Here is an 11,911-nt window from a genome sequence, read left to right as displayed (position 1 = left end):
GCAAAGAAAAGGGGCACCCGAAAGCGCCCCTTTGTGTGAAATGTCCGATTTGGTCAGGCAGCAGTGGAGAAATCGATGACCACATGACTCCCCAGATCGGGTTTCTTGTCTTCCGTCATGTTAGCCCGCGCGACCTCAAGCCCGAAGACCAGAGGATTGCCCGTGGCCGTCCAAAGCGCCGCACTGGACAGAGTCAGCTTCAGCAGGCAGATATCAGGGTCTTCGCGACCCTTGTCGAACCATGCCGCCGCCACCACAGACCAGATCTCATCCAGCTTTGCGGCATCGTCGCTTTTCACAAGCGGTCCCGACATACAGGCCCATGTGCGATGATCCTGCCCGGTAATGGTGAAATGGGCGGTGGCCCCCGACCCCAAGGCACGGACAAGATCACTGGCGCGCGATGTGATGAACCAGACCTCGCCGGTGTCCCGGTCAAGATGATGGGTCATCGGCTGCATGTGTTGGTCCGACCCCTGCACGCCCAGCATCCCGGCGCGCACATCTGACATCGTGTCGAACAGCGTGTCGCGTGCTTCGGCTTGTGAAAGGTCGGCCATGGTTACGCTCCGTCCAGCCAGCTATCGACTTCTTTCTTGGCTTCATCCTTGCTCTTGCCATAACGGCTTTGGATCTGGCCTTCCAATTGGTCGCGGTTGCCTTCGATCCGGTCCAGATCGTCGTCGGTCAGATCGCCCCACTTCTCTTTGGCTTTGCCCTTCATGATCTTCCAGTTGCCTTCAACTTGATCCCAGTTCATGACTTTTCTCCTGTTTGCTGGTTGGTTGAAAATGCAACGCACAGTCGCTTGGGATGGTTCCGCGTCCGGGACACCGAGACGCCCGCAGCGTCGAATTGTTGCGAGGTAAATGGAATCGGTGCATGCTGAGCCGGCGTATTTCCGCGCGAAACTCCCTGCCAGAGGAGGCAACGATGCCCCACGAACCACTGACAATGTCCGGCCCCCGCAACGTCAACGGCAAAACGGAGATGGCCAGATATTCAAGCGATGAGATCAAGCAATGGATTGTGGGAAAGGCCAATTTTTCGGCCAATGAATTGAGTACCCGCGGCAGCAACATTTCGGGAGCAATCGAGAAATTCGCGGGCGGTCACGGCACGGCCTGCAAATGGAAAGCGCCGGGCGACAAGAATTCACACATTATCAAGTATCATCACAACACGGTCTATCACGCGTCGAACGGGCCCAAGGGGAAAGGCACCAGCGTTTCGCTGTTTTACACCAATCCGCAGCATAAGGACGGAAAGATCATCGGCATCGGCGGCCACATCACCAGCGACACGTATGAAATCGAATGGCACGCCCCCGACTGGCATATCGGCAAAACATTCGAGCTGAGCTGAGCCGCCAGACGATCAAGGGCCCAAACGATCAAAGGTCAGAGCATCGACGGAACGACCTGATCCGGCGGACGGTGCCCGTCGGCGAAGGTCTTGATGTTGATGATCACCTTCTCGCCCATCTCGATCCGCCCTTCCAGAGTGGCCGATCCCATATGCGGCAGCAGAGCCACATTGGGCAGTTCGCGCAGGCGTGGATTGATCTCGTGGCCGCGTTCGAACACGTCCAGCCCGGCACCGGCAATTTCTCCCGCGCGCAGGCCACGGGTCAGTGCGTTTTCATCAATCACCTCGCCCCGCGAGGTATTCACGATCACGGCGGTGGGTTTCATCAGTTTCAGCCGCCGCGCGTTCAACAGATGGAATGTGCTGGGCGTGTGCGGACAGTTGATCGACAGAATGTCCATCCGGCTGACCATCTGATCCAGACTTTCCCAATAAGTCGCCCCCAAGGCCTCTTCGATCTCGGGGCGCAGGCGTTTGCGATTGTGGTAATGCACCTGCATGCCGAATGCGTGGGCGCGGCGTGCCACCGCCTGACCGATCCGACCCATGCCCAGAATACCCAGCCGCCGACCGCCCAGACGTCCGCCCAGAAACGCGGTGGGCGCCCATCCGGTCCAGTTGCCCGACTGCATCGCCGCCAGACCTTCGGGAATGCGCCGGGTCACGGCAAGAATCAAAGCCATTGCCATGTCGGCGGTATCGTCCGTCACCGCCCCCGGCGTGTTCGACACCAGAATGCCCCTTTGGCGGGCCGTCGCCACATCCACCCGGTCAACCCCCGCGCCGTAAAGGGCGATCAGTTTCAGTCGATCCCCCGCCTGTGCCAGAAGGGCTGCATCGATATGATCGGTGACGGTGGGCACCAGAACATCGGCACTGCGCACGGCAGCGACCAGTTCGTCCCGCGTCATCGGCGCATCGTCGTTGCGCAACGTGACGTTGAACAACTCGCTCAGCCGGGTTTCGACCACCTCGGGCAACCGTCGCGTAACGACAACACTCAGACGCTGAGATGGCATTATCTTTTCTCCGGAACTTTCATTCGCCGATGGCTTACGCCAAACTGTCAAGGAACGGGGCAGTGCACAAGGGTGCCAAAGACTCCGACGCCGAAACTTCGGCACTTGGGCGGCGGTCATCGACAGAATCACGGGGCGATACAGGCGTATGACGGGCAATTTTTCGGGATTTCGGTTAGCGCTGGCAGCGCTTGGCCTGGTCTGCACGCTGGCTCTGGCTGCGGCGGCCACTGCGGATGGCGGCAGTGACGATCCGGATGGCGCGGGCGAGCCGCAACGGCGCGGCCCGGAAACCAGCCTGCCCTTGCCGCGCTATGTGTCGCTGAAATCATCCGAGGTGAACGTGCGGCGCGGACCGTCCCTGACCCACCGGATCGACTGGGTGTATCACCGCAAGGAACTGCCGATGCAGATCACCGAGGAATATGGCAACTGGCGACAGGTGCGCGACCGCGACGGCGCGGGCGGCTGGGTGCATTACTCGCTTTTGTCCGGTGTGCGGACCGTGACGATCGAGGCGGAATCCCTGAGCCTGTTTTCGGCCCCCGACGTCAACTCGCAGGTCGAGGCCATCGCCGAACAGGGCGTGGTGGCGCGGCTGAACGAATGCCTGATTGACTGGTGCCGCATCAAGATCGGCCCTCATCGCGGATGGGTGCGCAAGGCATCACTGTGGGGCGTATCGGCGTCTGAGCTGCGCGACTAGCGAGGGGTTTTACAGGCCCGCATGGCCAGTACCCGATCCCGAATCATCTGAAACCTACTCACCCAGACTGGCCATCAGCCCGTCGAACCGCGCCTTACGCGCCACCAGAAGTCTTGCCAGATCCGGGTCCGGGTCGATTGTCGCTGCCACCTCCAGCGGTGTGGCGAGTGTTTCGATCGGTGCACCGGCGGCCACCATGGCCAGACGGGCCGCCCCCGACGGGCCGGCACCATCTGCGCCTGCGGGCAGCGTGATCGACACGTCAAGCGCGGTTGCCAGCAGCCGCACCCAAAGCGCCGAACGGGTGCCGCCGCCCACCGCAATGAACCGTTCGGGTGTCACCCCGATCGAACGCTGCGCCCTCACGCAATCGGCGAACTGAAACGCCACGCCCTCCATCGTCGCAAATCCCAGCGCGGCACGGTTGGTCCCGGGATGCAGCCCCTCGATCCGGCCCGTGGCGCCGGGGCGGTTGGCGGGCGTGCGCACCCCGTTCAGACAGGGCAGGAACACCGGCGCAGCGGCAATGGCGCGGGCGTCCATCGCACCAGCCTCGCCCGCCAGTGTCACCGCATCGGTCCCGGTCAACCGCGCGGAAAAGTCCAGGGCGGCAGTCGCGCTCATCACCACGCCCATGGACAGAAACGCATCCGGCGCGGCATGGGCCGAGGTCAGAACCGCCACCCCCGGCCCCGGATGGAACGCCCGGTCCACCAGATTTGCCACCCCCGACGTGCCAATGGACAGCACCGCGTCGCCCGGACGCGCCGCACCCGCACCAAGGGTCGAGCCCATGTTGTCGCCAGCCCCCGCCGCCACCGGCAGGCCGGGCCGCAGCCCCCACCGTGCGGCAAGCCCGGCGCGCAGCCCGCCTGCCGCCTGCCATGACGGCACGACGCAGGGCAGATGCGCCATGTCCCATCCCACGGCAGCACAAAGATCCTCGGCCCAAACGCCCCGGGCCACATCGAACAGCTGTGTGCCCCCCGCATCGGTCGGGTCGCTCGCCACTTCGCCAGTTAGGGCAAGGCGCACATAATCCTTGGTCAGCAGCAGCATCCGCGCCGCCCCGAAAACGCGGGGTTCGTGGCGCGCCAGCCACAGCAGCTTTGGCGCAGTGATGCCCGGGTCGGGGGTGCCATTGGTGCGCTGCCCGATGTCGGGCACAGCGGCCAGCAGATCGGCGCATTCCGCCATCGCCCGCTGATCGTTCCACAGCATCGCCGGGCGCAGCGGGCGCAGATTCCCGTCCAGCAACAGGGCCGACAGCATTTGCCCTGACAGCCCGATTCCGGCCACTGCCGCCATGTGATCGGGCCGGGCCGCCGCCAGTTCGTCGAGACAGGCGAACACCGCCGAAACCCAGCCGTCGGCATCCTGTTCGCTTTGACCAACCTCGGGGATCGACACGGAAACCGGCCGGTGCGCCGCCGCCAGCACCCGCACGGCATCTTCAAGCAGGACCGCCTTGATCCCCGAAGTGCCCAGATCGATCCCGATTGCCAGCATCAGCCGTCCACCAGTGCCCGCGCGGTCGATTCGTCTGTCACCAGCGTATCGATCACACCGCGCCGCAGGATCGCCCGGTTTACCGCCACCTTATGCGCCCCTCCCGCCGCGAGTATCACGTTCGGGATGCGCGAAAGATCGTCGAATCCGATGCCGATGATCCGTTCGTTGATCGGATGATTCAGCGGTTGCCCCCAGGCATCCACCACATTGCCCAGCACATCGCCGACCCCGCCGAGCGCGATCAGATCCTCGACCCGGCAATCCGCCGGCAACCCGTCACGCACCAGCAGCGAACGGTCGGACAGATCGCCCGCCGCCATGGCCAGAGCATCGACCGAACGCAGTTTCTCGAGAACATCACGAAACACGTCAAGCTGCATGATGGTGTCCCGGCTGGCCGCCGATCCGGCATAGAGCGGCGCGGTGAAATACGAATGTTTCGATCCCACCAGATCAGCCAGTCGGGTGGTGATCTCAAAGCTGTTCAGGTCGGATCCCTGGGTTAAGCCGCCCATGACGGATATGATCTCCAGATCGGGGCGCCTCATCGCGGCAGTGAACCGGGTGGCGATGTTCAATGTGCCGCCCCATGACATGCCGAACAACCGCACATCGGGGCGCACCAGCAGCTCGGACAGCACATGGCCCAGCGCGGCGCCAACCAGCATCTGGATATCCTTGTCTTCAGAAGGGGCGGGCGCGACATAGGCCTGTTTCAGCCCCCAACGCGCGCATAATTGCGCCTCAAGCTCGGCGCAGGCGGCAAAGGCGGTGTTGAAGGTGATCCGCACCAGCCCGCGGCGATGCGCCTCGGAAATCGACTTGTTCACCTTCAACCGGGTCGCGCCCAGCTTTTCGGCAACCTTTTCTTGCGTCAGCCCCTCGACGTAATAGGACCAGGCGACCTGCGCGAGGAACCTTTCGTCGGCATCAATCTGTGGCAATTTCGGCGCGCGGGCCATGGTGCATCCCTGTTTCACAACGCCATTGGCGTATCTTCACGACGCCAAAAGCGCGATTTCACCAAGCCGAGGGCATCATTTCACAAGCCTAAGGCGCTATTTTACGGCGCCCATGGTCAGACCCCGAACAAGGTGTTTGCTGGCCAGCAGCGCAAAGATCAACACAGGGATGACGATCAGCGTCGATGTCGCCATGATCTTGCCATAGGGCACCGAATACCCTTCCATAAAGGTAACGGCCATGGCAGGCGCGGTCTTGGCCGCCTTCGGGGCGAGAATATAGGCGAACAGCAGTTCATTCCACGCAAAGATGAACGACAGGATTGCCGATACAGCCACCCCCGGCATCGCCAGCGGCAGACAGATACTGCGGAAAATCCGCCACTGGCTCGCCCCCTCAAGCTGCGCTGCCTCGTCCAGATCATAGGGGATCGAGCGGAACTGATCGGTGCAGATCCAGATCACGATCGGCAGGGTGAACGTCAGATACATCAGGATCAGCGCGATATGCGTGTCGCGCAGCCCGGTTTCGCGGGCGATCATGAACACCGGAAAGGCCAGAACGACGGGCGACACGAACCGGTTGGTAATGAACCAGAACCACAGATCGGTCTTGCCGCGAAATTCGAACCGCGCCAGCGCATAGGCGGCCGGACACCCAAGACACACCGCCAGCGCCGTGGTGCTGACCGAGACGATCATGCTGTTCATCAGCGCAAACCCCATCCGGTCCTCGACCAGCACGTCGATATAGTTCTGCAAGGTCGGCGTGAACAACCATGCGGGCGGCGACTGCAAGGCGACCACTTGGGTTTTCAGGCTGGTCGTCACCATCCAGTAGAACGGAAAGACGCAGAACAGGCAGATCGCACACAGCAGGGCGATTTCGCCCCAGCGGCTTGGGGTTCGAGAGGCAGCGGCCATCAGCGCACATCCTTGTAAAACAGGCTGATATAAATACGGGCCAGCACCACGGTGATCGCCAGCATGATGATTGCATGGGCCGCCGCGAGCCCGATATCGAACTGCCGGTTGCCGATGCGTTCGATCAGCACCGCAATGAATTCGGTTGCATTGCCGGGGCCGCCCCGGGTCATCGTGAAGGGCATGTCGAACAATTTCAGCGTATCGGCGGTGCGCAGGATCAGAACCGCGACAAGGCTCGGGATCAGGAACGGAAGCTGCACATGGCGCAGCACGATCCAGTTGCTTTTGGTCTCCAGCCGCGCCGCCTCTTCGATCTCGGGCGGGACGGTCGTCAGCCCGGCCAGCAGCACCAGCGCGACAAACGGCGTCCATTGCCAGATGTCCCAGAACACGACGCCGATAAAGGCATTGGTCGGATCGCCAATGATGTTTATCGGATCGATGCCGATCCAACCGAACATCTGGTTAAACACACCGTATTTCTGGTTCATCATCACCTGCGCCAAAAGACCGACAACCGCATAGGTGGTGGCCATGGGCAGAACCAGCGCCAGCCGGGTGAGCGTCTTGAACAGGGTCAGCCCGGGCCGGTGCAGCACCAAAGCGATGCACAGACCGATGGCGATCTGGATGGGAACGGCAGTGATGAACAGCATGGCCGTGCGCCCCATGGCGCCCCAGAACGCGCCCGATGTCAGGACGGTGGCGTAATTGTCCAGCCCGATAAATTCACTGCGGCTCAGTTTGGTCAGGTTGAAATAGTAAAACGATTTCCAGACCGCATAGGCCAACGGCACAACCCCCACGGCCAGCAGCGCAAACACCGACGGGCCAAGGAATGCGAGCAGGGTGCGGCGGTTGACTCGGGTGGACATGGGCGCGGGCTCCGGTCGGGGATGATGCGCCCCGGAGATCCGGGGCGCGCCTGTCGGTACGTTGTTCGGTTACTGCGCCAAAGGCTTGTCGCCGCCGTAATATCCGGCCTGATCCAGCACCGCTTCCATGCGCTTGCCGATCTCGGTCGCGCCGTCTTCGGTCGAAACCTCGCCCAGCATCATCTTCGTGCCCCACTCCTGCACGATCTCGGTGATTTCCGGCCATTCGGCAAAGCGGGGGCGGAACTCCGGCACGCCTTCCTGCCAGGATTCAACCAGCGCGGGCACGAATTTGAACTCTTCGCGGATCGCCGGATCCTCATAGACAGATTGGCGCGCCGACACACCACCGGCCCGAACATAGCGTTCGGCGTTGGCTTTGGACGTCACCCACTGGATGAACAGATAGCCCGCCGCCTGTTCGGCATCATCTGCCTGACTTGCGACGGCCAGGCTGAATCCACCCAGTGCGGGTTTGCGACCTGCCGGGCCTGCAGGCTCGGCCGCGACGGCCAGACAATCGCCCAATGTGCTGGTTTCAGGGCTGACCAGCGTGGAGTAGAACGACGACCATTCCGTGATGATCCCGATATCGCCCTGCGCCAGACCGTTTACGGTTTCCGCGTGATCCCATGCAACGATGCCCTCGGGCATGTATTTCATCAGATCCTGCCGGAACTTCAGCCCGGTTTGCGACTCTTCGCTGTTCAGGTTCGATCTGAATTCGGCATTCAGGAACGAGCCGCCAAACGGCCACAGCATCCGCGCGAAACTGTCCGCGCTCTGGGTCTCATTGCGCTTGGATTGCAGCGCAAAGGCGTATTTGCCGTCCTTGGTCAGCGCCGGACCATAGTCGTCCATCAACTCCTGCCAGGTTTCCGGTGGCCCATCGAAACCGGCCTCTTTCAACATGCAGCTGTTATAGAACATCAGCCCGGAATAGTTATCGAAAGGCAGGCCATAGATTTCGCCGTCCCAGCCGCCGAAGGCATTCAGCGTCAGCGGAAAGAAATCTTCCATATCCAGCTCGGGATCGGCCAGATCGGCGTTTCCGGTGAACTTGGAAATCGGTACGATCCAGTCGTTTTCGGCAAAGTTGCCGATCCAGACCAGATCGATCAGCGCGATGTCGATGTCGCCCCCGGCGACGAAATCACGCACCTGTTCGCCCAGCGCATTTTCATAGGGTACGGTGGTGGTGTTGATCTTGATCCCGGTCTTTTCCTCGAACTCGGGGATCATCTCAAGTGCTGCCGCATATCCGGGCCGGTCGAGGAACAGCAGGTTGACCTCGGTTCCGGCATAGGGTTCGGCGGCTTTCTCCAGACTCCAGGCGTGGGCATCGGCCCAGGCCGAACCGGCGCCCAGAACGCTGGTCGCGGCCAGCGCAATCACGCTTGCTTTGGTGTTCAGTCTCATCGTGTCCTCCCATTGAACAACGTTACGAATTGAAGGTTGACTTCCATTTGTATCGTCACCCATATAAATGTAAAAATCAAACGGCAAGTCAACAGCGGATTTGCCACCGGTCGGAAAAGCAGGAGGGTGTTATGGCTGAAGTCCGGCTGAACGGCGTGAACAAATTCTATGGCGCGGCGCAGGCGCTGTTCGACATCAATCTGGACATCGCCGATGGTGAATTCACAGTGTTTGTCGGGCCTTCGGGCTGTGGCAAATCCACCCTGCTGCGATCTATCGCCGGTCTAGAACCGATTTCGGGTGGTACGATCTCTATCGGCGGGCGCGATGTTTCCGCACTGGCCCCGTCGGACCGTGATGTGTCGATGGTGTTTCAGTCCTATGCGCTCTATCCCCATATGACGGTGCGCGAAAATATGGATTTCGGGATGAAGATCAACAACTTCACCGCCGAGGATCGCAAGGCGCGGATCGCGGAAGCCGCGCGTGTTTTGCAACTGGACGACTATCTTGACCGCAAGCCCGGGCAACTGTCAGGCGGCCAGCGTCAGAGGGTTGCCATCGGCCGGGCCATCGTCAAGAATCCGTCGGTGTTTCTGTTTGATGAACCGCTGTCCAACCTTGACGCCAAGCTGCGGGTGCAGATGCGAGTCGAGCTTGAGGCGCTGCATTCCGACCTAGCCGCGACGATGATCTATGTCACCCATGATCAGGTCGAGGCGATGACCATGGCCGACAAGATCGTCGTGCTTCAGGCAGGCAGGGTCGAACAAACCGGCGAGCCGATGGACCTCTATCACCGCCCAAACAGCGAATTCGTTGCCACCTTTATCGGCGCGCCATCAATGAACGTGCTGGATGTCACCCAATCCGGCGGCCGGGCGCATGTTGCGGGCACCGACGTGGCCGCTCAGTTGGCCGATGGTGCCACGCGCATGGGCCTCCGCCCCGAACACACCGGCGCCGTCGCCCCAGGATCGGGAGCCATCGACGCAAAGGTGCGGTTGCGCGAAACCCTGGGCGGCGATTCATACCTTTATGTCGCTCTGCCCGACGGTCAGCAGATGGTTGTGCGCGCCGATGGCGATACGCCGGTGCGGGCGGGTGAAACCGTCGGGCTGACCATGCCCGGCGACCGGCTGCATTTCTTTGCGGTGGATGGGCGAACCATCGCATCCGGAGGGCAGCCAAGATGAACCGGGATGCAATCGCCACCGCCACAGCAAATTCGCCCAGCGTCGCCGAAGTGCTGATCGGGCGCGGCATGCTGGTACAGGCGGGGGCACTGTTTACCCGCACCTTCGCGGGCAAAACCGCGATGCTGTTTGCCGATGATCTGGGATGGGCGGCGGCAGGTCCGGCGACCGAAGCATCCCTGAACGCGGCGGGCATCACTACCTCGCGTCACATCCTGCGTGCAGATCCGCGCCCCAAACCCACGGTCGAACTGGCCGATACGTTCCGCGACATGCTGGCGACCGGCGATGCCGTGCCTGTCTCGATCGGATCGGGTGTGATTAACGATGTGGTGAAACACGCGGCTTTCTCGCTTGACCGGCCCTATTTGTGTGTAGCGACGGCAGCGTCGATGGACGGTTACACATCGGCGGGCGCGCCGCTGTCGCAGGGCGGGTTCAAGATGACGATTCAGTGCCGCCCGGCCCGCGCCCTGCTTGCCGATCTTGACGTGATATCGGCGGCACCGCCCGAAATGACCGGCTGGGGATACGGCGATCTGGCCGGCAAGGTGCCCGCCGGTGCCGACTGGATGGTGGCCGATGCATTGGGGATCGAACCGATCGACGATATCGCCTGGCCGATGGTGCAGCACCCCCTGCGCGGCTGGCTGTCCGAACCGGAACGCGTCGCGGCAGGTGACCCGGCTGCGATTGAGGGGCTGTTCACCGGTCTTACCCTTGTCGGGTTCGCGATGGAGGCGCATGGCACATCCCGCCCCGCATCGGGTGCCGACCACCAGATCGCCCACCTGTGGGAAATGGAGGGGCTGGCGCTGAACGGCGAACGCGTCAGCCATGGCGCTTGTGTGGCAGTGGGAACCGTGACGGTCATGCGTTTGTGGGATTGGCTGCTGACCCGCGATATTGGCGCGCTCGACATCGACCGTGCCGTCGCGATGGCTCCCGGAATGGAGGCCAAGGCGCGGATGATCGACGACGCTTTCGGACCCGGCGAAGTCGCCCAGCGGGCCAAGGCCGAGACTGCGGCGAAACACATCGACCCACCGGCACTGGCAGCGCGGCTGAAGCGGTTGCAACAGGTCTGGGCCGGTCTTGCGCCGCGACTGTGCAGGCAACTGCAAGGCGCCGATGAGATGATTGCCCATCTGTCCGCTGCCGGAGCGCCCCACGACGCCGCGCAGATTGGCGTCGGGCCCGCCCACCTGCATCGCACCACCGCGAACGCACGGTTTCTGCGGTCACGCTATACCCTGCTTGATCTGCTGGATGAAACCGGCCTGCTGACCGGTGCCATCGACGCCACACAAGGGCCCGCGTCACAGGATAAGGCAGGATGACTGCCGGTTCCGGAACAATGGCCCACAGCGAAAAGGTTGCCCGCGCCACAGAAGAGCTGCTCGCCGCCTGTGCCGCTGTTGATCCCGCCGAACTGACCGCGCTGGCCAATGCGATTTCGCAGGCCCGGCGCGTGGTCTGCCACGGCGTCGGGCGCGAGGGGCTGATGATGCGCGCGCTGGCGATGCGGTTGTATCATCTTGGGCTCGACGCCCATGTGGTCGGCGATATGTCCACGCCGCCCGTCGGCCCGGATGATCTGTTGGTGGTCAGCGCCGGACCGGGCGATTTTTCGACCATTTCGGCGTTGATCGACGTGGCGCGGCAGGCGGGGGCGCGTACCGCTTGCGTCACCGCGCAACCCGACGGTGCCGCGCCCCGGTCGGTGGACACGGTCCTGCACATTCCGGCGCAGACCATGGCCGACGACCTTGGAGCCGAACCGAAGGCCGGATCGGTGCTGCCCATGGGATCGCTGTTTGAAGGCGCGCAGTATCTGATTTTCGAGCTTCTTGTGCTGGAACTGCGCGACTCATTGGGTATATCTGCGGGCGACATGCGTGCCCGCCACACCAATCTGGAATGATCC

General features: G+C 62.4%; 13 protein-coding genes. 5 read left to right on the top strand and 8 right to left on the bottom strand.

Annotated elements, in window-relative coordinates:
• Window positions 1-53: 53 nt before the first annotated feature.
• Together FQ320_RS03860 and FQ320_RS03855 are read right to left on the bottom strand one after the other, a co-directional pair.
• Window positions 54-560, bottom strand: a complete 507-nt coding sequence (locus FQ320_RS03860) for a pyridoxamine 5'-phosphate oxidase family protein (protein ID WP_148470198.1) — start codon at window positions 558-560, stop codon at window positions 54-56.
• Between the two features lie 2 nt (window positions 561-562).
• Window positions 563-760 carry a CsbD family protein gene (locus FQ320_RS03855; protein ID WP_148470196.1) on the bottom strand — a complete coding sequence of 66 codons (198 nt, stop codon included), beginning with the start codon at window positions 758-760 and terminating at the stop codon, window positions 563-565.
• 173 nt (window positions 761-933) lie between these two features.
• Between FQ320_RS03855 and FQ320_RS03850 the strand changes: the two genes are divergently transcribed.
• Window positions 934-1,365, top strand: a complete 432-nt coding sequence (locus tag FQ320_RS03850) for a hypothetical protein (RefSeq protein WP_148470194.1) — start codon at window positions 934-936, stop codon at window positions 1,363-1,365.
• A gap of 35 nt (window positions 1,366-1,400) precedes the next feature.
• Here FQ320_RS03850 and FQ320_RS03845 read toward each other — a convergent pair whose 3' ends face one another.
• Window positions 1,401-2,387: a D-glycerate dehydrogenase gene (locus FQ320_RS03845; protein WP_148470192.1), complete on the bottom strand. Its 987-nt coding sequence runs from the start codon at window positions 2,385-2,387 to the stop codon at window positions 1,401-1,403.
• Window positions 2,388-2,535: 148 nt separating this feature from the next.
• On the opposite strand from FQ320_RS03845, the gene FQ320_RS03840 reads away from it, so the two are divergent.
• A complete protein-coding gene (locus FQ320_RS03840) occupies window positions 2,536-3,093 on the top strand; it encodes an SH3 domain-containing protein (protein WP_148470190.1) in 558 nt (185 codons plus the stop codon).
• Window positions 3,094-3,147: 54 nt separating this feature from the next.
• On the opposite strand, the gene xylB is transcribed toward FQ320_RS03840, so the two are convergent.
• The 5 genes from xylB to FQ320_RS03815 all read right to left on the bottom strand — a co-directional run bounded on the left by xylB (window position 3,148) and on the right by FQ320_RS03815 (window position 8,788).
• The gene (xylB, locus tag FQ320_RS03835) at window positions 3,148-4,602 is read right to left on the bottom strand and encodes a xylulokinase (RefSeq protein WP_148470188.1); all 1,455 of its coding nucleotides are present in this window, start codon (window positions 4,600-4,602) and stop codon (window positions 3,148-3,150) included.
• A complete protein-coding gene (locus tag FQ320_RS03830; protein ID WP_148470186.1) occupies window positions 4,602-5,567 on the bottom strand; it encodes a sugar-binding transcriptional regulator in 966 nt (321 codons plus the stop codon). Before FQ320_RS03830 ends, xylB begins: the two co-directional genes overlap by 1 nt.
• Window positions 5,568-5,663: 96 nt before the next feature.
• The gene (locus FQ320_RS03825) at window positions 5,664-6,491 is read right to left on the bottom strand and encodes a carbohydrate ABC transporter permease (RefSeq protein ID WP_148470184.1); all 828 of its coding nucleotides are present in this window, start codon (window positions 6,489-6,491) and stop codon (window positions 5,664-5,666) included.
• A complete protein-coding gene (locus FQ320_RS03820) occupies window positions 6,491-7,369 on the bottom strand; it encodes a carbohydrate ABC transporter permease (RefSeq protein WP_148470182.1) in 879 nt (292 codons plus the stop codon). Before FQ320_RS03820 ends, FQ320_RS03825 begins: the two co-directional genes overlap by 1 nt.
• Window positions 7,370-7,438: 69 nt before the next feature.
• The gene (locus FQ320_RS03815) at window positions 7,439-8,788 is read right to left on the bottom strand and encodes an ABC transporter substrate-binding protein (protein WP_148470180.1); all 1,350 of its coding nucleotides are present in this window, start codon (window positions 8,786-8,788) and stop codon (window positions 7,439-7,441) included.
• Window positions 8,789-8,919: 131 nt separating this feature from the next.
• Between FQ320_RS03815 and FQ320_RS03810 the strand changes: the two genes are divergently transcribed.
• From FQ320_RS03810 to FQ320_RS03800, 3 genes are read left to right on the top strand one after another with little or no spacing between them, the layout of a single operon-like run.
• Window positions 8,920-9,984, top strand: a complete 1,065-nt coding sequence (locus tag FQ320_RS03810; RefSeq protein ID WP_148470178.1) for an ABC transporter ATP-binding protein — start codon at window positions 8,920-8,922, stop codon at window positions 9,982-9,984.
• On the top strand, window positions 9,981-11,324 hold the full coding sequence (locus FQ320_RS03805) for a sn-glycerol-1-phosphate dehydrogenase (RefSeq protein WP_148470176.1): 1,344 nt from the start codon (window positions 9,981-9,983) through the stop codon (window positions 11,322-11,324). The genes FQ320_RS03810 and FQ320_RS03805 overlap by 4 nt, the downstream gene beginning before the upstream one ends.
• Window positions 11,321-11,908, top strand: a complete 588-nt coding sequence (locus FQ320_RS03800) for an SIS domain-containing protein (RefSeq protein ID WP_222861566.1) — start codon at window positions 11,321-11,323, stop codon at window positions 11,906-11,908. Before FQ320_RS03805 ends, FQ320_RS03800 begins: the two co-directional genes overlap by 4 nt.
• The last annotated feature ends 3 nt before the right edge of the window (window positions 11,909-11,911 follow it).

It is taken from the genome of Oceaniovalibus sp. ACAM 378 (assembly GCF_008085915.1).
Taxonomy (GTDB): Bacteria; Pseudomonadota; Alphaproteobacteria; order Rhodobacterales; family Rhodobacteraceae; genus Oceaniglobus.
Note: the sequence above shows the minus strand (reverse complement) of the source record. Positions and strands in the feature narration are given on the sequence as shown.